Origin of the sequence: Chryseobacterium pennipullorum (assembly GCF_003384725.1) — a bacterium.
Classification (GTDB): Bacteria; Bacteroidota; Bacteroidia; order Flavobacteriales; family Weeksellaceae; genus Chryseobacterium; species Chryseobacterium pennipullorum.
Genome location: NZ_QNVV01000017.1, coordinates 80,932 through 104,620 on the forward strand (window position 1 = coordinate 80,932; position 23,689 = coordinate 104,620).

Consider the following 23,689-nt stretch of genomic DNA (forward strand, 5'->3'; position numbering starts at 1 on the left):
GTACATGTTACAGGCTACTGCTGCATCAGATAAACGATAACAAGGCTTACGAGGCAGTAAAAACGACAGAAGGAAAAACCATATCATTCTACAGGCAAAGATATATCGTTTTCCTTCTGAAGTACAAAAGGATCAATTGGACATTTATACTTGATATTGTGCCAAGACATCCATAATAGTCTGGTATACAAAATCCAGCTCTTCAGCAGTAATGCAGTATGGCGGCACCAGATAAACCACATTACCCAACGGACGCATGATAATGCCCCGCTGCAGGAAGTCGTTATACAGTTTTTTACCGGTTTCATTAAAATAGGAAGTCCCCTGCCCGGTTTTAAAATCAAACGCTAAGATCGTTCCAATCTGACGAATGTGTTCCACCTGGGGTACGGACTCGAGTACTTTTGTGAATGCAGAATGCTGACGGGTAATCCGTTCGATATTCTTCCGGGTTTCTTCATTAAGCAATAATTCCATGCTGGCTAAAGCAGCGGCGCAAGCTAAAGGATTTGCGGTGAAAGAATGTCCGTGAAACAGTGTTTTGTGTCTGTCTTCGGATAAGAACGCATTATAGATTTCATTGGTGCAGGTAGTGATTCCCATTGGCATGGTACCACCCGTTAATCCCTTCGAGAAGCACATAATATCTGGCTTTTCCATAAGATGGTCTGTAGCAAAAAGTTTACCTGTCCTGCCAAAACCGGTAAAAACCTCATCCTGGATCATCAGGATATTCTGTTCTCTGCAGAATTTCATCAGCCTGTCCAGGTCTTTCGCCTCATACATCAGCATTCCGGCCGCTCCCTGTACCAGTGGCTCAAAGATAAAGCAGGCAAGCTCGCCAGCAAGATCTTTAATCTGCTGTTGTAAGCTTTCTATGTTCCCGGCATTAGGAATATCAATGAAAATAACTTCAAAAAGCATGCTTTCAAAAGGTTTTGTCCAGAAGCTCTTTCCGCTCACAGACATCGCTCCGAAAGTGTCTCCATGGTAGGCATTCTTAAAGGCCAGAATTTTTGTTTTCTTTTTCTCCCGGTTATGTGCATACTGTATGCACATTTTCAAAGCAACTTCTACAGCAGTAGATCCATTATCCGAATAGAACACCTTTTGCTGACCTTCCGGAAGCAGCTTCAGAAGGTTCTCTGAAAGCTGTATAGCCGGTTCATGGGTAAAGCCGGCAAAGATCACCTGTTCCAGCGTATGAAGCTGCTCGGAAACCCGTTGGGCTATATAAGGATGGGAATGTCCATGTAAAGTTACCCACCAGGAAGAAACGGCATCTATATAGGTATTCCCATCATGATCATAAAGATAAACTCCTTTTCCTCTAACGATCGGAATCGCTTCACCGGCTGTTTTCATTTGGGTGTAAGGATGCCAGTTGACCGCTTTATCTCTTTGCTGAAGATTTGCTTTTTTTATTGTTGTATTCATGTATTGATGTAAAAGTATTATTACGTGATGAAGTCCTTTAATTTTAAGTTTTATCGCTATGGACGCTAAGTTTTCTTACTTTGATATTGTTTTTAAGGTCGCAAAGGCGTTTCACTCAGCTATATAAAATGCTATTGCGAATGAAAATATTCAGACTTCATACATATGTTCTTTGTGAATCATAGCGTTAAATATTAATGAAAAATATTTATACATGATGCACTGCTCTAATTTTAAATTTTATCGCTACGGACGCTAAGTTTTTTTTACTTTGATATTGCTTTTAAGGTCGCAAAGGCGTTTCACTCAGCTATATAAAATGCCATTGAGAATGAAAATATTCAGACTACATACATATGTTATTTGTGAATCATAGCGTTTGATATTGATGAAAAGTATTTATAAGTGATGCACTGCTTTAATATTAAGTCTTATCGCTATGGACGCTAAGTTTTATTACTTTGATATTGCTTTTAAGGTCGCAAAGGCGTTTCACTCAGCTGAGTAATTCATAATTATTTAACAGCATGTTTCTTTTTTCATCATAGGCTTAAGGCCCAGGGTCTGCAGCATCTGCATATCTTCAGAAACACCGGGATTAGGAGTTACCAATAGGGTTTCTCTTTCTCCGGTAAAAATTGAATTGGCCCCTGCCATAAAGCACCACGCCTGCTCCGTTTCTGACATTTCGATGCGGCCTGCACTTAATCTTACCATAGAAGCCGGCATAACGATCCTTGCCGTAGCAATCATTCTTACCATTTCCCATGGATCTACTTTTTCGTTTTTTTCCAATGGGGTCCCTTCTACCCTGGCCAGGGCATTGATCGGAACTGATTCCGGATGTCTAGGCATAGTGGCCAATGTGAGAAGCATGGAGATCCTGTCCCTGTGGGTTTCTCCCAAACCGATAATTCCTCCGGAACACACCGTAATACCGGCATTCCGTACATTATTGATGGTATTGATTCTGTTATCAAATGTTCTGGTAGAAATAATTTCTTCGTAATACTGCTCAGAAGTATCCAAATTGTGATTGTAAGCGTAGAGTCCTGCTTCCTGGAGTCTTACCGCCTGCTCTTCGGTAAGCATACCGAGCGTACAGCACACCTCCAGCCCAAGCTCATTCACTCCTTTTACCATATCTATCACCCTGTCAAAGTCACGGTTATTTCTTACTTCACGCCAAGCTGCAGCCATACAGAACCTTGAGGAACCGGAATCTTTTGCTTTTTGTGCGTGAGCAATCACTGTTTCTGTAGGAAGCAAAGCCTGTACTTTGATGTTGGTATGGTAGCGCGCTGCCTGTCCGCAGTAGGAGCAGTCTTCAGGACATCCTCCGGTCTTTATTGACAATAAGGTGGAAATCTGTACTTCAGACGGATCGTGCCATTCACGATGTACAGTAGCCGCTTTATAAATCAATTCCATGAGTGGTAAATGATAAATTTCCTCTATTTCTTCTTTGGTCCAGTTGTTTCTGATTGTTGTTTTTTGATCCATTATCATAATTTTGTTATTGTTAATTGTTGTGCAGCTTCTTTAATATGTTCTTTACCGGTACCTGTCAGTTCCGGAATCCTGATAATTTTTGTTTCTTTTTCGATAAAGCTGCAAATCACCTTCTCTGTATCGATGGGAAATTCGCCGTTGAGAATGAGGTATTCCAGTTTTATGCTTCTCTGCTGTAAGGCCATGATGGACAACAGGCTGTGATTGATACATCCTAAATAATTTCTTACCACGAGGGCAACGGGAAGGTTTAGCAGATCTATCAGATCAATCATAAACCTATGGTCTGAAAGCGGAACCATCAATCCTCCTGCGCCCTCTACGATCAGTGGGTTTTCCGTTTCGGGTAATTGAAAACAGTCCAGATCGATCTGGATATTTTCTGTTCTGGCGGACTGGTGTGGAGAGGCAGCCAGATGAAGTCGGTAGGTTTCAGGATAACAGACCGCATGGTCTGTCCATTCCGCAATTTTGTGACTGTCTGTATGATGAAGATCCCCTGATTGCACGGGCTTCCAATACTCTGCTTTAAAATACTGAACCAAAATAGCTGAACAGATGGTTTTACCGATTTCTGTTCCGATTCCTGTCATAAATAACTTCATATCTGATCGTATTGTAATAAGCCTAGATGCTTCTTTGTTTTTATATAAATTCTTTAATAATGTCAGTAAGCTGTATAATTTCCTTGTCCGTATTGAAACTGTGAAGGCAAACCCGCAGTCTTTCAGTACCCTGCTTTACCGTAGGGCTGTATATGGCGTATGTGAGAATACCTTCCCGGGTTAAAGCTTCCTGTACCATTTTAAGCTTCCGGTTATCGGGAATCACAACTGCCTGTACCGGGCTTTCCGGGGAGGAAGGTGTTTTGATGTTCTGATTTCTGAAAGTTTTGATATTCTGCTGAAGCTTTTCTGCTAACCCGGATTGAGCTTCCAAATAATCATAACCCATTTGTATGGCCATCCATTGATAATCCTGTGCTGAGGTAGTATAGATAAAAGGCGACGCAAAATTCACGAGATAGGCCTTCACAGTATCACTACAGAGAATAGCCGCCCCATGAGCTCCTAAAGCTTTTCCATAGGTAACGACCACTGCTGTAACGTAATCCTGTAACTCATACGCATCAACCATCCCATATCCGAAAACCCCGAACGAATGAGCTTCATCTACCACCAGATGTGCACCATACTTCCTGGAAAGTTCTGAGATTTCCCGAAGTGGGGCAACATCTCCTTCCATCGAGTACAGGCTTTCTACCGCAACATAACAACGTCCTTCATGCTTCTTCAGTAAAGTTTCCAGGTGATCAGTATCATTATGTCTGAACTTCACTTTTCTGGCATTAGACATCCGGCAGGCATCATGTACGGAACGGTGGATCTGTTCATCGACAACAATAGTATCGTGACGGTCTGGAAGCGTAGAAAACAACGCAAGGTTAGCATTATAGCCCGACGGAAAAAGCAATGCTGTGGGAAACCGGTGCTTCCGGGCAATATATTCTTCTGTCTCCGTTACCACAGGACTGTTTCCACTGATGAGCCGGGATCCGGTACTTCCTGAAAGCAATTGTGGGTTTTCAGTAACCTTTTGCAGCAGGATTTCGCTGAATTCTTTACTGCGCGCCAATCCAAGATAGTCATTAGAATAAAAATCGATTCCTTCGGTTTTTTCCCGTAGCACCCTTAGGGTTCCCTGCTGTTCTCTCTGAAGGAGGGCCTCCCAAAAATGATGGCTCTCCTCAGGCATAATTCAGTTGTGCAATCTCTTTAGTAATGGCAGTAATCCATTGGTCGTGCAGCTCCTTTTCAATAGCAAGAATGTTGTCTGCATGTTCCTGCCAGTCAGAGGAAAAACCGTCAAGCTGATTGATCATTTCCTCCAGATGCCCTTCTTCTTCCAGGATAATGGACTTGACCATCACCTTAGATGACTCTTCCGTAAGAACCTGCTGATACACGGGATAAAGTTCATCAGCACGAACCTCAATAGCATAGGTTACAAATAGATACGCTGCATATTTCAGGTCTTCTTTGTTCAGATTGAATACGTCCTGAAGGTATCTGCAGGCTTTAATGTCTAATGAATGCAAATACTGTCTGGTTGCTGTCGGAGCAAGAAGCTCTCCATTCTCATAGGTCTTACAAAGTTCAGGATCTATTTTTCCGATCTGTTTCTTAAGGTAATAGGCATGACGGTGTTCTTCAGCCGCATGTTTCAGCTGGATCAGGGTCACCAGAACGGGATGCTCACATTTTGATATTTTCCTGGCTCCGGCATTTTCCATGAAAGAAAGAGTATTCAGCCATCTGGCGTGAGAATTTCCTTCCTGTACAATTTTTTTCAGCAGATGATAAAACTCCATAGATTTTTAATTTGGTGCCAAAAGTAGTATATTGCCGGATGGTTCTATGGTGCCAGTTTTGATATTATGGATAGTCCGGTTAAAATTCCTTACGAAAGTTTTATAAAAATTGATCGAAAATCTGAAACTCCGATCTATTTACAAATTTCTAATCAGTTAGTGAATGCGATTCAGAGGGGTTATTTGCCATTTGGCACCAAGCTTCCCGGAACTAGGGCTTTCAGCAGCATTCTCGAAGTACACCGGAATACTGCTGTCGCAGTTTTTGATGAACTCTCTGCACAGGGATGGATAGAGAGTTTTCCAAACAAAGGAACCTTTGTCATTGGAAAAGACCAGGAAAAACCGCTACAAGTGAAAAGTTTTGAGCAGAACTATCTTCAGAACTATCCTACAAAGCCGGGTTTTCAGTTTAAAATTTCCAACATTCTTGATAATCCTTTTGAACATTCGGACTGTGAATTTATTTTTAATGACGGGGCTCCGGATATCCGGCTAACCCAGATTGTTCAGCATTCCCGGTTTTACAGTTCCATCCTCAAACGCAAAGCTCATCAGAAATCCCTGGGACATTATAACCAGGATGGCAGTGAGTTTTTTAAAGAGCATTTGTCCCGCTATCTTAATCTGTCCCGGGGGCTCCCTATTTCTAAAAACAATCTTCTGATTACAAGAAGTACGGAAATGAGCATCTATATTGTCTCCGAAATTCTTCTCGAAGCGGGAGATACTGTGATGGTGGGAGATCTTAGTTATTTTTCTGTCAATATGATCTTCCAAAAATCGGGAGTCCATATTATCACTCTTCCCATCGACGAGGAAGGAATTATTGTAGAAAGTGTAAGGGAGGCCTGTCAGAAAAAGAAAATAAGGATGCTTTATCTTACTCCCCATCATCACTATCCAACCACTGTGGCATTAAGTGCACAGAGACGGCTGGAGCTGCTGGAACTTGCCAACGAGTATGGCTTCATTATTCTTGAGGATGATTACGACTATGAGTTCCACTATGATAAAAGCCCAATTCTGCCTTTAGCCAGTGCTGATACCAACGGAATGGTCATCTATATAGGATCTTTTGGAAAATCGCTGGCCCCAGGATTCAGGACCGGTTTTATTGTAGCCCCGGAAAGCCTGATGGCAGAGATGAGGAAGTATCTTGGTATTATTGACCGTCAGGGCGACATCCTGATGGAACGGGCCTTAGGAGAAATGATCGCTGATGGGGAAATCAACCGATATCTGAAGAAATCTTTGAAAGTATATCAGGAGAGACGGGATCATTTTGCATTGCTGCTGCAGGAAAAGCTGGGTGAACGCATTGCTTTTCAGAAACCTTCCGGTGGACTCGCCATATGGCTGGAGTGGAATATTCCCATCAATCTGATGCAGCTGAGCCGCGATTGTATAAAAGATAATCTTTTCATTCCTAAAACTTTATTGTATCAGAATAAAGGACTTACAGCAATGCGGCTGGGTTTTGGAGACCTGAATTTTGAAGAAATGGAAAAAAGTATTGAAATCTTTTCAAAAAACGTGAAAGTATTGACCAGCTAAATCACACAAAATTGTACTAAGAATAACATAAAAGCCCCTTTGCAGAGGCTTTTATTAATGATGAGCAGGAAAAACAACTTTATTTTTTTTGTGTTTCGGTTTTTTCTTTTTCCTGTTCAAATAAATAATAAAACCGGTAATCGGAAGCGATGTTGCGATAACAGCAGCCAGAAAATAGATAATGCGGGTGGCCATTCCTAAAATACTTCCGGTATGCAGGTCATAATTTCTTTCTCTTAATGCAGTTCCATAGCCGATATTTTTGTTTTTGTAAGATTGAGATTTTAAGATCTCTCCTGAATATTGATCAAAATTAAACTGTTCGTTCCGGTATTGCCTTCCATCATAACTTAGCTCAGCATAATAGGTACCTTCCTCCGATCTCGGGAAATTGATCAGAGCCGATTTCTTATTAGAAAGGCCTTTATCCATTGTGCTTCCGATAAGGTTCAGAATATTTCCCTGGCTTGAAAATTCTGTGGAAGGCAGGGTACTTTTAGCTTTCTCTTCTTTAGGGCCATTTCCATTCAAGGTTTTCTTGATCCACTGGTCTACATCCCCAAAGCTCCATATCAATGCGGAATAAGAAATCAGCAGCAAAGGAATGACCGAATAAAAACCCAGTACATTATGAGCATCATAGTTGATCCTCTTCCAATTGGCAGATGTTTTAATGAAAAACATTCCTTTCAGCATGCTTTTGCTCATTTTACGGGGATACCATATCACCAGCCCCGAAAAAAGGATAACAGCCAATATTAACGTAGAATAACCGGTAATGGCTTTCCCAATTTTTTCACCCAGCAGAAGCCTGCGATGCAGATCCAGTACAATTTCAAAGAAGTCCTGTTTTGCATTTTCGATTTCCTGCACCTTTCCGGTATAAGGATCTATATAGATCCGGTAATAGTACAGATAAGTTCCCCAATAGGTCCATGCTTCATTATCCATTTTCAGGGTACGGAATACATAGGTTCGCGACGGGTCGGAAGAAATCACCACTCTTTTGATTTTTAATCCTTCCGGGAGCGCCTGTTCTGCTTTTGTGGTAAGCTCGGAAAGTTTAAGCTTTTTTCTTCCTATATTCTCAACAAAATATCTGTTGGGGTGAACAATGGGCTTTAATTCTTCTTCAAAAGCAAGGATGCATCCTGTCGCTGCCATGATAACAACTATAAGCCCGGACGTTAGTCCGAGCCATAGATGTAACTGATATGCAATTTTTCTAAACTTTAGCTTCATCCTTAAAATTTAAAGCTTACCTCAGCAACAAAATTACGAGGCATCTGCGCTACGACAACGCCCTGTCCTGCGAAATATTGTACATTACCCAGATTATTCATCTTAAATCCTAATCTGTATCTTTCTTTTTCAAGGGAGATGGATGCATTAACTAAGGTATAAGCTGGAAATGCAAACTGTCCGGTTTTCACTTTGTTTCCGGTAATCTGCTTTCCTACATGGTTGACCCCGAAACCTACTCCCAGTCCCTGAAGTCCACTGATCGGAAGGATATAGCTGATCCATGAATTGAATACATTGGCAGGGCCGGCAGATTCCGGACGGCGTCCTTCCACATCTGCATCTGCTTTTTCAAATCTGCTGTGGTTATACGTATATCCGGCCATAATATTTAGTCCCTGAACAGGATTCATAATGGTTTCAATTTCGATCCCTTTACTTCTCTGTGTCCCATCCTGAACAACAATATTATATTCTTTCCCATCTTGGAAAACTCCGATTCCACGCTGTATATTATCAACAAGGATGTCATAGTATCCTACGGTGAAATTAACTTTATTTCTCAAAAGATTTCCTTTTATTCCCACTTCCCACTGGTTCGCCATCTGTGGTTTCATATCTCCGCTGTAATCCGCCAACTGCTGGATAACAGGCGGTGTATAACTAAAGCCGTTCATATAGTTTCCGTAGGCAGATAATTGATCCTTAATGATCTGATACACTATTCCTACTTTTGGAGACAGTGCGGTCTGTTTGAATTCCCCAGCCCGAATATTGGTATTCATGTTAAGCTGTCCTTCACTTTGATAATGATCAAGACGTAAACTTAACAATGTAATCAAACGGTCCGTAATATAGGTTACATTGGAGATATATGCTCCATACAGGTTCGCTGATGAAGTATTTCTCACTAATGCATTTTTTTTCACATCAATAGCATCCTGGATAGCCCCGTTAATTCTCTTAAGAGCCAGGTCTCTGGATATGTTACCATATATTCCGGTCACTGATCCTCCCACCGGTCCTGAAGGGTTTCTTCCATCAATTTTATCAAAAACCACAATCGGAGAATGATTATTGTTAATAGACTGATTAAGATAATCCAGTCCGATCAATACTTTATTTTTAACCTTACCGATGTTAAATTCTCCGTTAAAGTTTTGCTGGATGCTTGTAGAAGAAGCTTCTGAGTTCTGCCATTGTACATTACGTTCCAATATGGTATCACTTTCATTTCCTCTGATAAACTGGTATTGGTATAACCCTTCCGTTTTTCTGAAGTTTCTTGAAAGCAAGGTTTGTGAAGACCATTTGTCTGAAATTTTGTAATTAGCCTCTGCTTTTACGTTGATTGACGGAGCCTTCAAGGTCATATCATTATTGGAATATGACTTTTTCCAGTCGAATCCAAGTTCATCGGGATTATGAGCAAAATAAGGTCTTGTTCTGGGAAGGAAAATAATCGGGGTATTGGTTCCTTCATAATTGTAGATCTGCGCGCCTAAGTTGAACTTAAGTCTGTCGTTAACCTGATAACTCACGGTAGGTGCTACAAAAAACGACTTCCTGAATTCAGAATCCCTGAATCCGTTCTGATACTGATAGGCCGCATTTAAACGGAACAACATATTTCGCGAATCTGTAATCGGACCGTAAACATCAGCGGTTACCCGGTTCAGATTATAGCTTCCCATAAGATAAGAGGCTTCTCCACCGAAATAATCCTTTGGCTTTTTGGTCACCGAATTGATGAGTCCGCCGAAAGATGTTACCGCTCCGCCGTATAAAGTTCCTGCCGGCCCTTTGATCACTTCTAAACGTTCAATATCTGCAGGATCGATCTCTCCGTTGGTTGTTGCGGGAACTCCGTCTACCATCGATACTTTTGTAGGAAAACCTCTCAGACTGTAGTAGAAGCTTCCATCTCCGGAACCTCTTCCGGGACTCCCCTGCATTTTCACCATACCCGGAACATTTTTTAATACTTCTGAAATATCATACGTAAGCTGCTCCTTCATAATCTGCTGGTTAATACTGGTAAACGCCTGCGGATTTTCTAAATTCTTTAATGGCATTTTGGAAACCGAAATGCTGTCTTTATCCAGAAACTTATTTCTGCTGAATGCATATACTGTAATTCCCTCGATGACATTGTTGTTGAGTGGTGCGTAAATGGCAGGAATTTCACTGATATCTTTCTGAATGTGAATAGGCTCACGCATCAGTTCAATATCATTTAAAACCACCTGAAGCGTATATTCCCCAGGTGGCACATTTTCAAAGTAGTATTCTCCTAAATTATTTGTTTTTGCCTGATAAGAAGTGTTGACCAATCTTAAAAGGGCATTTTTTACAGGTGCCTGTTCAGACAGCATGATCTTGCCATGAATTCTGTCGTTCTGCTGTGCAGAAAGCGATTGGGAAGATAAAGCAAGACCAAGAAGTAATATAAGGGTTTTAGATGTTTTCATGCTGTAAGTTTTGTAACAGGGGATAATTTATTTTACCGTTTTGTGATAATGGAAAAGATTCTATACGTTCGGTGCGTACATATTGTGGATTGATACGCAGTTTGTTTTTGATGGTTTCTGTGATGACCTGGGGATCAACATCCGGGTTGTCATACAACACAACAATTTTTTTATCGTTGGAATTCAGACATACAAATGTATTTCCCTTCAGCTCATTTTTAAGGATAAATTCTACTTCGTCCAGGTTAAGGCGTATTCCGAAAAGCTTCATAATACGTTTGATTCTTCCGGTGATGTAATAGATCCCGTTAGGTCCTTTTCTGGCAGTATCGCCGGTATGCAGTACCGAAGACTGCTCATAGGTTGCAAGGTCTGCAAGGGTATTGGCATATCCCCCGAAAATACTGGAATGTGAAAAAAGAAGCTCATCCGTATCAGGATCTATACTGAAATTTCCACCCTTTACAGGTGTTCCTATAGACGTTTCCTCTTCCAGCAATCCGTCTGTGGTAAGATACGCCATCCTTCCACCAGCCTCAGTCTGTCCGTATTGTGCAAAAAAATCTTTCCCAAATTCATGGCAATAGGAGAAAATCGTTTTTCTAAGCTCAGCGTTGATCACTCCTCCGGTATGGGTAAAATACCTGATGCTCGGGCTGTCTTTTCTGAAGAATCCTATTCTGTTCAGGTTTTCATACAGATAAGGAACACCACCCAACGTACTATAGCCGTATTCTTCCATTTCGTCCCAGAATGCTTTCTGCATAATGTCTTTATCTGAACATACGATTCTTCCCGCCCGCATACAGTTGGTGGTAAAAATAGAGAATCCATACACAAAATTAATCGGTACATTCAGGGGGACAACATCAGACTCAAGAATTGGCATGTACTGAAGAATGCTGATGGCATTCTGATAGAGATTTTCATCTGACAGCTTTACCAGCTTCGGAATCCCAGTGGTTCCTGAAGTACTCAGCAAGATTTTGATTTCTGGATGAATGTTAACCTCATCCTGATAATCATCCTTCATAAAGATGCTGATGGTATCCGAGAGCTTCTTCATGCTGTAACCCGGAATTTCTTCACGAAGCGGATCAAAGATGTATTTGGGACGGTACTCTGCTTCGATACGGTCTTTAAACTCCGAATGCAGCTTTTGTCCCAATATGGCAATGGTGTGTGCTGTTCCGTAAAAATTGAGGAGAACCTCAATCCCGGGCAGCTGATTGTCATTGTACAGAAAAAGCAATCCTTTTTCTGCAGGGTTTAAGCCTAAAGACCCGGACAGGACTTCAAGCGGTATTGTGGTACCGCTTGAAGCTTCTGTAAACACCAGGTTCTTGTTGGCCATTACATTTTCTAAAATTTTCATATTCTTAGTTTTCTACGAGGACATCGTATTTTTTCATTTTTTCACGAATTTTTCCAACAGTACCCATTTCCAGGATATCATTGAAATCAAATTTGATCTGGTAGAACTGTTCAAGAGCTTCTACAATAAGGAGATGAGACATAGAATCCCATTCCGGAATTTCCTGATAGGTAAGGTTTTCATCCACCAGTTCTTTTTTTACTGCAATTGCAGAGGCGATAATTTCATAAAATTCTTCTGTTGTGTTCATTTTAAATTTTTATAGTTTTCCATTTACCGTTTTTAAAAATCATAAGGAATAGCACAGCCAATACAATTTCCGAAGAAACTATAGCCGTGAATATTCCGCTCAGTTCCCATTGAAACCTTACCCCCAGAAGGTAGGCTAACGGAAGCTGAATAACATAAAACATGATGATATACAGCAGCGTAACCTGCATAATATTTCCGGCTGCATTCAGTGCCCGGCTGATCACCATGGTGAATCCTAACAGCAGATAGGCCATGGAAACCACGTGGATGTACTGTACGGCATACCGTGCGACTTCAGGTTCTGTCGTGAAGAATTTCACCACGTATTCTGCTGCAAGCTGCCAGAACAAAGCTACTGCCACAAGATAAGTCATGTTGATCGTTCCTGCCCTCCAGACCGTTTTCTCTGCACGCTCAGGATCTCCGGCTCCTAAATTCTGACCCGTAAGCACCCCGGCAGCATTGCCTATTCCCCATGCCGGCATGGTTGCTACTGAAGCAATACGCTGTGCAATAATATACCCTGCAAGAGCGGTCGTTCCGAAGGTTGAAATAATCTTCACCATGATCAGCCAGCTGGATGTGGGAATAATATACTGAACCAGTCCTCCGAAGGCGATCTTCAGGATTTTCTGTAAGAGTGGAATGTCCAGATGAAAAGGAACCAGAATCTGGATGCTCGTTCTTCCGGAAAGAAGAATAAAAGCCTGGTATAAAACAGCCAGGAGCCTTGATAAAACCGTGGCATAAGCTAGCCCCATCAATCCGAAAGCGGAAATAAAACCCAATCCAAATACCAGGATGACGGCAAATATAATGTTCGAGATATGGCAGATCCAAAGTGATTTCATAGCAAGATCAGCATCCCCGGCTCCCCGGAAAAGCCCATTTACAGAAAGACGCAGGATCACCAACCCAATGCTTATAAAAACCAGTCTGGAAAAAGAAAGCCCGTCACTTACAGTATCTGCATTGATGCCCAAAAAGCTTACAATTTCCGCCGCAAAATAACAGGAAATCCCTCCGATAAGCAAGGCGAAAAAGAGCGCCAACATCATAATATAGTGAGCTGTTCTTCCCATCCCTACTTTGTCTTTTTCACCGGCCCTTCTTGCAGTGAGCGTAGCTGCCGCAATACCAAGCCCAACAGCAATGGCATATGCAAAATTGATGTAGTTATCCGTAATTCCTACAAGCCCAAGCACCTTATCACCTAATCTGGCAATAATCAAAAGATTGACACTTACAAATACGGACTCCATCACCAGCTCCATCACCATAGGAATGGCTAAGCTAAAGATGGAACGGTTGATACTTCCGGAAGTAAGCTCTGTTTTCTTTCCGGCCAGGGCTCCATAGGTAAAAACCGTTCCTTCTTTTAGTATATGCAGGAATTTCCTCATACCGCTGCAACAGAGTTTTTGTTGGCAATCTGGTGCAGCGGATTAGGCAGTGCCCCGTCTTTTCTTGGAATTGCAAACGCTTTGTTTTCGCTGTATCCGTTATTTTTCAGACGCAGGCTGTTGATATAAAATCTCTTGAATGCAGGAACATACAGATCGTATTTCTCATAACGTTCCTGAAGGTGTGCGTTCTCTTCTTTGTAGTTTTCGATACAGTGGTGAACCAGTGTCCAGAATGTTTCTTCTTTAAAGTCAGAGTATGTATGCAGTACATTCGAAAGGTATCTGAAGAAGGCATCGAAAACACCAAGCAGAATAAATAGTGGTATATTTTCTTTATTGGAAGACTGGATCAATCCGTCTGCCAGATGGGCAGGAAGCTTTTCCCTTGCTTCTGTCGTCAATACAATATCATCTACAAAATCTTTAATAACAATTCTCTGTGGAACCCCATTTTTAAGGACGACCATAATGTTTTCACCATGAGGAGTAACACACAGCGAGTGGGTATAATAAATATGCAGCAAAGGAGTAAGGTAAGCATCAAGGTAATTGGTGATCCATTCTTTAATGCTCATTCCCGCTTTTTCTGCAAATGCCTGAACGAGAGGAATTCCGTTATCGTCTACGTAAAGCAGAGAGGCCATAGTGACCATCTGCTCATCTTCCGTCAGGTAATTTTCAGCACTTTCGCGCCATAAAGCACCCAGAAATTCATTATACTGATAAGGAACATTAGCAATAGCGCCGTATTGTGGATGCAGATAAGCGATGGAAGCTTCTTCTCCTAAAAAGATAGTTCCTTTCTCTTCAAGGTAAGCATCATCCTTTATCAGACCTTTTACCCAATCTGTAATCGACGGTGCAATTTTCATCTGTTTCGGAGACAAACCTCTGATATTACCGGTGCTCAGGATAGAGACCGCTGTTTTCAGATATCTTTTTTCGGGATGATCTGCATTAAACAAAGTACGGATGCTCTGCTGGGGGCTATAGGTATCCTCTCCTTCGCCCAGCTTTATTAAAAGTCCCGAAGCAATATCTCCGGCGAAATGAATCTGAAGCTTATGCTCCCACTGCCACGGATGTACGGGAATAAAGTGATAATCCTCCACATTTTTGCCCTCATTGATAAGCTTTTGCTGAAAAGCGTGATACAATACATCTCCTATTTCGGAACGGTAAAATTCCTCCCTGTTGATATGATTCAGTGATTGAAATTCTGATCTGCTTGTATGAGAGGCCAGCCAGATCACTTTGAGGTTTTCTTCTGCTTCAGGAGCAAATGTCTTCAAGTCACGGGGAGAAAAACCCAGTCTGCTTTTGTTCACAATCACCCATGGATGTCCGGTCATATTGTGTTCTACGGTCTGATAATCTGCAGCGGCAAGATCTTGTGAAGCCATAACTCCTTTGGTTAAGATCAGGGCATCACAATACAGGGTATGCAGCAATTCTTCCGTATATCTTGCGATGGTGTAAGGATCAAGATCAAATACAGCCTGCATTTCCATAAAGAAAGCGGCAACATCAAGGAAAGGCTGCTCTTGTCCATTCTCTGTTTTGACGATGCTTTTTTTATCAATATGCCAGTAGTCCATCATTCTTTCCTGGCCCCGGAAGTGGTACACAATGTTTTCAAAACCGGTTTCAAGAGTAAAAACAGTGAATCCGTCCTGGTCTTCAGAGGTTACAGTTGGTTTCAGAAGCTCTTCATGTATCAGCTCTGCAATCGTTTTGGCCATTAGGTTTCTGTTGGCCTGATGCCAGTGTTCCTGGCTAATGGTATTATCTTTTAAGTGGGTGTTCATTTTTAATATTAAATTTTGACAGTTGGTAATTCAGCGTATTGTTCTACATCAAAATCCTGGAAAGCGATTTTCTTCTCTATTTTGTAATGTTCCCTTCCAAGAATATCATTGATGATATAAGAATTACGGTAGGCGGCCATTCCAAGGTCTGTGGAAATATAGCTGTGAGTGTGTACCTCCGCATGAAGCACATAGATCTCGCCTCCGTTATGGTCTATGGAATAATTCCTGTTGACGTCAAACAATCCGCTGGAATCTCTTTTGATTCTCGATTGAATATTCTGTAAGAAAGATGGCTCATGATAACGGTAGCCGGTTCCCAGAATCAGGTAATCCGCCTCCTGTTCATAAGGAACCTCCTGTTCCAGTTGCGTAAATTCCAGATTCATAAGATATGGGTCGTTGATTTCTACCCTGTTCAGCTGGCTGTTCGGAATAATTCTGAGCCTTGGATCGGCATTGTCTATATTAAGATCATAGATGAAATCATAGATATCATTGATCAGATCATAATTGATTCCCTTGAACTGGCTTTGCTGTTTGCTTAAAATGGCTTTTTTTGCCGTTTCGGTTCTGTTATAGAAATATTCTACGTAATCAGGAGAAGTAAGTTCCAGCGTAAGCTTCGAATATTCCATCGGGAAGAACCTGTCCGGTCTTGAATACCAGCCCAGTTCCGTAGTTTCATTTCTGTTTTGAAGAAGATCGTAAAAAACTTCCGCAGCGCTCTGTCCGGAGCCGATGATGGCTATTTTCTTTCCTTCAGTCAAAAGTTCTTCTTTTCGGTACAGGTAATGGCTGGTATGCATAATGCGTGCATCATCTTTAGGAATAAAAGAAGGAATATTGGGCTGTGTTCCTGTCCCAAGAATCAGTCTCTCCGTTTTGAAAACCGTCGTTTCTTTGGTTTTTGTGTGAATTGTAGTCACCAGATACAAGCCATCCTCATAGGTGATATCCACTACCTGCGTAGAAAAACGGCATTGTGGAAGCTGCTGAATCACCCATTGGCAATAGCGGTTGTATTCTTTTCTTGGGATAAAGAAGCTTTCCCTGATAAAGAATTTATACAGCCTTCCGGTTTCTTTCAGATAGTTCAAAAGGCTCAGCGGGCTTGTAGGATCAGCCATCGATACGCAGTCACATAGAAAAGGCGTCTGCAGGGTAACATGGTCAATCATCAATCCCGGATGCCAGTCGAAACCATCCCGCTGGTCCAGGAAAAGTGTTTTAAGTTCCGGAATCGGGTCGGATAATGCGGCAAGCCCCAGATTGAACGGACCTATTCCTATGCCTATGATGTTATATATCGTTTCGTTATTCATGTTCTTTGATGTTTGTAGTGATGGGTACGTCTTTGTTTTGAGGGAATTTTTCCCAGTACCATTCTCTGTAGCAGAAATTAAGGTTGGCTTTTTTATGAGGCATTTCTATCACTTTGTCCACTTTGAAGCCTACATGTGCCTTGTTCATCATGGAAGCCAGAGAATCTACAGATCCCTCACCAACCATTTTACCTACCTCAGGCTGTGCGAACACATAATCGACCATAGACTGTGTAGAAGGAGATACAAATTTCTTTTTGGGATCGGTAGGTGCGATGAACTGATGGGTTCCGTAATCGGTTGGCAATACTTCATAATAGTCACCTACGATATCTCTGCAGGCCCAGTACACTTCAATATTGCATGAAGGTTCATCATTGCCGGCCACAATATAGCTGTGGGCTTCATCGCCCGGAAGCATCAGTCTGTAATAGGTCTCCAGCTCGGATATCGGCCAGTTCATCTGCCATATTTTCACAGCATGTTCGCGGTTGAACCATTCGTGAAGCATTTCAAGATCATTTTCAAGATCTATCGGACGCATGCTCATAGTAACCTCTTCTTTTTGGAAATACCGTTTAAAAAAAGCCTCTTTTCCCTGAGGATGAATCAGCTGATCCGAAAAAAAGTATTTGTGCAGGAGATTGGGCACCTTAGCGTAGACAATTGCAGCAGCATTGGCGCCGCCGTCCACATCAAAGACCGCCGACTGAAGATTTGATTTTACAGCCCAATATCTTTGGTACAATGCATATGTTGTCAATTCTGATGGCTCTGTTTCATGCAGACGTTCAAAAGATTGATACAGAATATTGATCAGTTTTCTTTCCTTTACAAATCCGGTTTTACCAATAGAAGAAATCAACGCTCCCAGGTTGCTTACCAGGAGGTGATGGGAAACAATATCCAAAAGACGTCCATCCCGTATGAAAAGTTCATCAATTTCCGGACAGCTGCTGATCATAGGCTGATACTTTTCTTTAAAGCTTTCTCTTAACAGATATCCCTGTCCGTCTCTGACATAAATGGTCTGAGGCAGAAGCTGATCATTAAGCTGTATCAAAAGGTTCTGCTGATGGACTTCCGGTGCCATTCCCAATTGGTTGAACAACACATTCAGAGGGGACAGCAATACATCCACATATTTCTCAAACCATATGATCGTTGCGGCTTCAGGAGTTGTTCTCAGCTTACCGGCAACATCTTTGAAGAAATGGGTTGTAAAATTGAAGCCGTTCACAGACTCATCCTGGCAAAGTCTTGCGAGCAGAAGAATTTTGTCTTCCGGTGTAAACGGATTATCGCGGATCAGGATATTGAAGCTGTCTATATTTTTTCCATCATAATGAACGCTCAAAGAGGAAGGTTCCAGCAATAATTGAAAGTCCGGAAACTTCTCTGCAAATGCAGGTTTCTGATATTCCCACCAAATGGCAGACGCGTAGCCCCTGTTGAGGTCTTTGACACTGTTGGTGCGTACCGATCCGGTCATTAAAACATGGAGTGAAAATTTTAGCATCCAGCTGAAATCCGGGTTATAAAGGGTCCTTATCGATGAGGTTGCGTAAAACTCTTCTCCCAGCTGTCCGAGATGGATGATCTTTCCTGATCCCAGCATTTCCGGATATTCTTCAGTAGACAGAAGATATTGTGCTTCCCAGGGATGGCATGGAACAATATAGAAGTCATTTGCGTTTTCAAAATCGTAGCTTTCCGGTATAGACACCAGTTTTTCAAATATTTCTTTCGCCGAGATTCCCGGTAATGATTTCTCAGTAACACAGTCTTTGTGAATAAGAAAATAATCCAGCGGGAAGCCTTTTCCCGATTCAGGCCCAAACAGCATCTGTTCGTCTTCTGAAAACCCCATTCTTGATTTGGTAAAAGGATGAAGATGGTGTCCTGCCGGAAGTTTCTGTTCGGATTCCAAAAACGAATAGGTCAGTGTTTCTTCCTTTTGTGAACATGCTTCCGTAGTAAGTTCCAGATTTTTTAAGCTGCTTTTGATCCTGTCTGCAAAACGATTGAGTCCTGTCTCACTGTACGTGTCGGAAAACTCCCTGTAAATAAGCCCGATAAGCTCGTCGGTATCTACTTCAAAGACCTTCTGGTTTTCATGATCCACAGCCCACACATGGGGACCATATTCATGAAAAGCACTTTCTGAACGATAAGAAACGGGAGCAAACAGAAAAAGTCCGCTCTTCTTAAGCTCAAATCTTATATGGAGGGGAAACTTACTATTTTGAAGAGCCTTGGCTGTGAGCGGATCGTATTTCGGAACGCCCTGGTAGAATTTTCCGTTTCCAAGCTCTCTCAGCATCCCGTTCAGCAGAATCCTGAATGTGATTTCCCTCGCTTTTTCTCCGGTTTTATTTTTCTGTACTAAAGTCTTTTCCATGCCTTTTGATTGTGGTGAGAATTTGGTGGATGTCTTCCGTAGTGGTTATCGGATTGAGGAACGTAAACTTCAGATAGAAATTTCCGTCGACCTTTGTACTGGCGACCAGGATTTCCCCACTGTAGAAAAGTTTCATTTTAATATATTGGTTCAGAGCATTGAGATCATGTATGTCCGGCCTTAGGTAGCGGAAAACAAGAACGCTCAGATCCGAATCGGAAAGAAGCTCAAAGTCCGGATCTTCTGTGATCATGGCTGCTGCATCCTTAGTGAGATCTATTACTGTATCGGTGTATTCAGCAAGCTGTTCCCTTCCCATCATTCTTAATGTAAACCAAAGTTTAAGCGCATCGAACCTGCGGGTACTCTGGGTGATGGATTTATTGATCTGGGCAGGAATTTCTTCTTCATCCATTTCTTTAGGGTTCAGATAGTCTGCGTGGTGTTTAAGGATCAACAGCTCTTTTTTATTTTTAACAATAAAAGCACTGCTGCTGATGGGCTGAAAGAAAGATTTGTGATAATCGATGGTCACGGAGTCTGCTCTCTCAATCCCGTTAATAAGATCCCTGTATTTATCACTCAGCAGTAAAGCACAGCCGTATGCGGCGTCTACATGCATCCATATATTGTAATGGTCAGAAATGTTGGCAATATCTTCTAAAGGATCAATATTACCGAAATCCGTGGTGCCTGCTGTGGCTACAATACCAATCGGGATATTACCCAGCTGCTCTTCCCTTTTAATGTATTTCTTCAGGAGAGAGATATCCATACGGAAGCGGTCATCTGTGGGTACCTTAACAATACATTTCTCACCAAGCCCCATGATGGAGGCATTTTTCAGATTACTGAAGTGAGATTTATCTGAAACAAATATTCTGAAACGACTAGCCTCCTGAGGAAGGCCATCCATTTTAATATTGTGGTTGTATCTTTTCTGGGCGAAGCAGTCGCGCATCATCACCAGTCCCATTAAGTTGCTCTGCGAACCTCCTGCAGTGAAAACGCCATCGCTTTCCGAGGTATTATAGCCGATCTGACCGGCCGTCCAGTCTATGAGTTTTCTTTCCATAAAAGTTCCTCCGGCACTCTGATCATAGGTATCCTGCGAAGAATTGATGGCGCTTACAAGAATTTCACCTGCCAGGGCAGGGATTACCACCGGGCAATTGAGATGGGCCACATACTGGGGAAGGTGGAAAGCCGTGGCGTGTTTTACATAGATATCATCTACCTCGGCAAGAAGTTCATTATAATTTGAAAGTTTTTGATTGAGATCGATCTGTTGTACCATCCCTTTCATTTCTCTGGCTTCAATCCCGCTGAAAGGTTTATCATTTCTATAAAGAAACTCCTGTACAAGGTCTAAAGTACTATTGACAGCATTACGATAATGATCATAATTGTCAGGATGAAAAATATTCCCAAAATTCCCCGAAATCTGAGGTGAAGCTACATCTGAAAGCGCTCCAAGGGATATTATATTATTGTTCATATAAGTAATTGTTGGTGATTTTTTAAATCGAAAATTGTTTGTGGTTTTTTTGATATACAATTTTATATATCTGACAGTCAGGTCTTTAAATTTTTCATTTTTTTAAACTTTTATTTGGTAATTGTTTAATTATTACTAAATTTGAACTCGCTATTGTTATTTAGAATAATTAAAAACAAAGATAAAAATTATTACTTAACACCAAACTTTTTTTAATGAATTCTATAAAAATTTTAGATAACGACAGTATTACTGCGGTAAAACTGCTTCCCGTCGTTATTGAGATTACTTCTCAGGAACGGAGAATGATAAAAGATGCAGCGGAGCATCTCCAGAAAAAATATGGCAGCTATGAAAACCGCGATTTTATAAGACATGTTCACCAGCTGGCTTCCTACTTTCTGCCGGAAAGAATTTTAAACATGGCCGCCGATTTTGCAAGTGATTTTTCCAAAGATCAATATGGGGCACTGATTTTTAAAGGACTGATGGATATCGACCAGGAGAATATCGGAAATACTCCGGCAAACTGGCAGTCTGCCGACTACTCAAAGTTTAATTTGTACGGATTTGCCTGCGCACTGGTTCATGGTGCACTACCATCAAAACCGGTACAGTATTATTCCCAGCGAAAAGGTGGCGGATTGATTCACGCCATTATTCCTGATGAAAAAATGAAGGAAACGCAAACGGGATCAGGATCGTCCACAGATCTGTATGTACATACTGAGGATGCCTTCCTGAAACATCAGGCTGATTTTTTAAGCTTTATGTATGTACGGAATGAGGAGCAGGTTCCTTCTACCCTATACTCTATCCGGTCCCACGAAGTTATTGGGGAAAATTATCATCCGCTTTTTGAGCCCATCTACAAAATCCCCAAGGATGCCAACCTGGAAACCGGTATGAATGAAGAGGATACACTGGACTCTGTGCTCTATGGAAATAAAAAGCTTCCTTTTATAAGATTTGATGCTGCGGAACAGCTTTTCAGCTCCAGCATCAGACAGTCTGATAAGGCCCAGCACTATCTGGAAGAATTCTGGGAAGAGGCCAGACATCTCATCTATTCTGATTTTACACCACAGGCTGGAGATGTGATCCTGGTCAACAATCATTTATGTGCTCATGGAAGATCTGCTTTCCGTGCAGGGGTGAGACATATTGACGGCATAGAGCATCCGTGCGAAAGAAGGATTATGCTCCGAATGATGAGCAAGGTAAGCCTTATTGATATGAGAGGCCATACCCTTACGGAAGACCCGTTCTTTGTGATTGAAGAACATCTGGGGAAAAATTTCCAACACTTTTAATGTTTTGTAAACATTGTAAATTAAATAATATCAAATGAAATCCTTTTTAAGATTTGATCTTAAAAAGGATTTTTTTATGCATTTTTTTATTTGAAAAATTTGTCGAACAAGGTCAACTGCTCAGAGAGCGATCGGCTCCAGTACTGGGTATCATGCCCACCCAGAGATTCTGTATACAGGTGCTGGATCTTCTGTTCGGTGAGCTTTTTATGAAAACTCCTGTTCATTCCAATCATTTGGACATCTTCTGTACCACAGTCGAAAATATAGCGTTGGTCTGCCTCAGCCATCAGTTTGATTTTTGAGTCTGTAAGAAAAGCAGAATTTAAACGTTCCAGAGGACCTAACACTTTATTGACCATATATTTATTATATCCCTCTCCTATTGATGTTAAATCTAAAGCACCACATGAACTTCCTACTATACCAAAGGTCTTGTTATAGGTAACCCCAATGTTTGTGGCCCCATATCCCCCCATGCTCCATCCCAGAATGCCGCGGTATTTTTTTTCCGGCTTCACTGGATAATTTTTATCTATAAAATCCACCAGCTCTTTTCCAATAAAGGTTTGATACTGGGAATCTTTGACAATAGGGCTGTCTGCATACCAGGAGCTATAATTACCGTCCGGAATGATGTATATCGTTTGATATTCCTGTGCCTTCTTTACAAGGTCAGGAATATCTTGCTTGATGATTCTGTCCGGGCTCCCACTAAAGCCATGAAGAATATAGACCGAAGGATAGGTCATTTTGCTCTGCAGGTTGGGAGTAATAACGATGGTTTTGATCTTTTTGTTCATTTTCGGACTGAAAATTTCCTGATGGGTAATTTTTTGGGCGGAAAGCTGTGCTGCAACCGCCATCATCATAACAATGCTGATTAACTTTTTCATGCTGTAAAAAATTTTTAAAATCAATGAAGCATACTTTAAGAGTACATCCCTATCCGGGTTAGACATTTGGTTTCACTGATCTACTCCACTGTATTGAAACCCCTTTGATCTATCACTCAAAAAATGTGCCTGTCCCAGATCGTATGCTGACGCAAAGTTCAGGATGAAAAAAAAGAAAAGCCTCAACATATGTTGAAGCTTTGATCATTTTATTTCTTTTTTTATACGGCTGAGCTGTGTGGGAGTGATTCCCAGATAAGAAGCGATATGATGCTGTTTCAGCCGGTTAAACAAGGATTGGTTTTCCATCAGCTGCCTATACCGTTGTTTAGCTGTTTCGTATTTTAAGGAAACTTCCAAAGGTTCTTTTTGTACCACCCAGTTTTTTTCCAGATAGTGTACCTGAAAAAGAGCAAGGTCATGATGCATTGTCAACAGCTCCCGGAAAGCCCTCACCGGATACTGGATAACGGTACAGTCTTCCAGGGCTACAATATTGAAGTCACTGGGTTCGCTTTTAATGATAGCGGCTGTAGAAGCGACAAAGCTGTTTTCCTCAAAGAAGATTTTATAGAGATAATCTCCCTGTTCACTGGTGGTATAATATCCTACCAACCCGGAGATGACGAAGTAATAATACCTGGCCATGCTGCCGGATTCCAGCAGGAAATCATTTTTAGAGTATTGCTCTTCTGTACAGATCTCCAGAAAGGCTTTTATTGTTTCTTGGGATAATGGATGATACTGGTTGATCTGTTGTAAAAATGCGGTGGTATTCATTCGGGATGTCTTGGCAGAGTTTGTGTTTGGTACTGATGGATTTCT

General features: G+C 41.5%; 18 protein-coding genes. 2 read left to right on the plus strand and 16 right to left on the minus strand.

From position 1 onward, the window contains the following. Nucleotides 1-144 precede the first annotated feature (144 nt). The 5 genes from bioA to DRF67_RS16675 form a co-directional block, all read right to left on the minus strand. Nucleotides 145-1,437: an adenosylmethionine--8-amino-7-oxononanoate transaminase gene (gene bioA, locus DRF67_RS16655; protein WP_115929431.1), complete on the minus strand. Its 1,293-nt coding sequence runs from the start codon at nucleotides 1,435-1,437 to the stop codon at nucleotides 145-147. Nucleotides 1,438-1,956: 519 nt separating this feature from the next. Next, a complete protein-coding gene (bioB, locus tag DRF67_RS16660) occupies nucleotides 1,957-2,940 on the minus strand; it encodes a biotin synthase BioB (RefSeq protein ID WP_115929432.1) in 984 nt (327 codons plus the stop codon). 2 nt (nucleotides 2,941-2,942) lie between these two features. Continuing rightward, nucleotides 2,943-3,554, minus strand: a complete 612-nt coding sequence (gene bioD / locus DRF67_RS16665) for a dethiobiotin synthase (protein WP_115929433.1) — start codon at nucleotides 3,552-3,554, stop codon at nucleotides 2,943-2,945. Nucleotides 3,555-3,594: 40 nt separating this feature from the next. After that, entirely contained in the window at nucleotides 3,595-4,704 is a 1,110-nt protein-coding gene (locus DRF67_RS16670) for an aminotransferase class I/II-fold pyridoxal phosphate-dependent enzyme (protein WP_115929434.1), read from the minus strand. After that, nucleotides 4,697-5,320, minus strand: coding sequence for a hypothetical protein (locus tag DRF67_RS16675; protein ID WP_115929435.1), 624 nt, complete (start codon nucleotides 5,318-5,320; stop codon nucleotides 4,697-4,699). Before DRF67_RS16675 ends, DRF67_RS16670 begins: the two co-directional genes overlap by 8 nt. 66 nt (nucleotides 5,321-5,386) lie before the next feature. On the opposite strand from DRF67_RS16675, the gene DRF67_RS16680 reads away from it, so the two are divergent. Next, nucleotides 5,387-6,877, plus strand: coding sequence for an aminotransferase-like domain-containing protein (locus DRF67_RS16680; RefSeq protein WP_115929436.1), 1,491 nt, complete (start codon nucleotides 5,387-5,389; stop codon nucleotides 6,875-6,877). 54 nt (nucleotides 6,878-6,931) lie between these two features. Here the strand turns inward: DRF67_RS16680 and DRF67_RS16685 are convergent, their stop codons facing one another. The 9 genes from DRF67_RS16685 to DRF67_RS16725 are packed head-to-tail and all read right to left on the minus strand — an operon-like array spanning nucleotide 6,932 to nucleotide 20,655. Beyond that, nucleotides 6,932-8,119 (minus strand): PepSY-associated TM helix domain-containing protein, encoded by a 1,188-nt coding sequence (locus DRF67_RS16685; protein ID WP_115929437.1) that lies wholly within the window; start codon nucleotides 8,117-8,119, stop codon nucleotides 6,932-6,934. A gap of 2 nt (nucleotides 8,120-8,121) precedes the next feature. Further along, nucleotides 8,122-10,590 (minus strand): TonB-dependent receptor, encoded by a 2,469-nt coding sequence (locus DRF67_RS16690; RefSeq protein ID WP_115929438.1) that lies wholly within the window; start codon nucleotides 10,588-10,590, stop codon nucleotides 8,122-8,124. Then, nucleotides 10,577-11,965: an AMP-binding protein gene (locus DRF67_RS16695; RefSeq protein ID WP_115929439.1), complete on the minus strand. Its 1,389-nt coding sequence runs from the start codon at nucleotides 11,963-11,965 to the stop codon at nucleotides 10,577-10,579. Before DRF67_RS16695 ends, DRF67_RS16690 begins: the two co-directional genes overlap by 14 nt. 4 nt (nucleotides 11,966-11,969) lie before the next feature. Continuing rightward, nucleotides 11,970-12,215, minus strand: coding sequence for an acyl carrier protein (locus DRF67_RS16700; protein ID WP_115929440.1), 246 nt, complete (start codon nucleotides 12,213-12,215; stop codon nucleotides 11,970-11,972). A gap of 1 nt (nucleotide 12,216) precedes the next feature. After that, the gene (locus DRF67_RS16705) at nucleotides 12,217-13,620 is read right to left on the minus strand and encodes an MATE family efflux transporter (RefSeq protein ID WP_115929441.1); all 1,404 of its coding nucleotides are present in this window, start codon (nucleotides 13,618-13,620) and stop codon (nucleotides 12,217-12,219) included. After that, nucleotides 13,617-15,431, minus strand: a complete 1,815-nt coding sequence (locus DRF67_RS16710; protein ID WP_115929442.1) for an IucA/IucC family protein — start codon at nucleotides 15,429-15,431, stop codon at nucleotides 13,617-13,619. The genes DRF67_RS16705 and DRF67_RS16710 overlap by 4 nt, the downstream gene beginning before the upstream one ends. 8 nt (nucleotides 15,432-15,439) lie before the next feature. Further along, nucleotides 15,440-16,756 (minus strand): lysine N(6)-hydroxylase/L-ornithine N(5)-oxygenase family protein, encoded by a 1,317-nt coding sequence (locus tag DRF67_RS16715; protein ID WP_115929443.1) that lies wholly within the window; start codon nucleotides 16,754-16,756, stop codon nucleotides 15,440-15,442. After that, the gene (locus tag DRF67_RS16720; RefSeq protein WP_115929444.1) at nucleotides 16,749-19,157 is read right to left on the minus strand and encodes a GNAT family N-acetyltransferase; all 2,409 of its coding nucleotides are present in this window, start codon (nucleotides 19,155-19,157) and stop codon (nucleotides 16,749-16,751) included. The genes DRF67_RS16715 and DRF67_RS16720 overlap by 8 nt, the downstream gene beginning before the upstream one ends. Beyond that, nucleotides 19,129-20,655 (minus strand): pyridoxal phosphate-dependent decarboxylase family protein, encoded by a 1,527-nt coding sequence (locus tag DRF67_RS16725; RefSeq protein WP_115929445.1) that lies wholly within the window; start codon nucleotides 20,653-20,655, stop codon nucleotides 19,129-19,131. Before DRF67_RS16725 ends, DRF67_RS16720 begins: the two co-directional genes overlap by 29 nt. A 215-nt stretch (nucleotides 20,656-20,870) precedes the next feature. Here DRF67_RS16725 and DRF67_RS16730 point away from each other — a divergent pair, with 215 nt between their 5' ends. Beyond that, a complete protein-coding gene (locus DRF67_RS16730; RefSeq protein WP_115929446.1) occupies nucleotides 20,871-21,968 on the plus strand; it encodes a Fe(II)-2OG oxygenase family protein in 1,098 nt (365 codons plus the stop codon). A gap of 86 nt (nucleotides 21,969-22,054) precedes the next feature. Here DRF67_RS16730 and DRF67_RS16735 read toward each other — a convergent pair whose 3' ends face one another. After that, a complete protein-coding gene (locus DRF67_RS16735) occupies nucleotides 22,055-22,864 on the minus strand; it encodes an alpha/beta hydrolase (RefSeq protein WP_115929447.1) in 810 nt (269 codons plus the stop codon). Between the two features lie 204 nt (nucleotides 22,865-23,068). Continuing rightward, complete coding sequence (locus tag DRF67_RS16740) at nucleotides 23,069-23,644, minus strand: Crp/Fnr family transcriptional regulator (protein WP_115929448.1); 576 nt, start codon at nucleotides 23,642-23,644, stop codon at nucleotides 23,069-23,071. Nucleotides 23,645-23,689 lie beyond the last annotated feature (45 nt).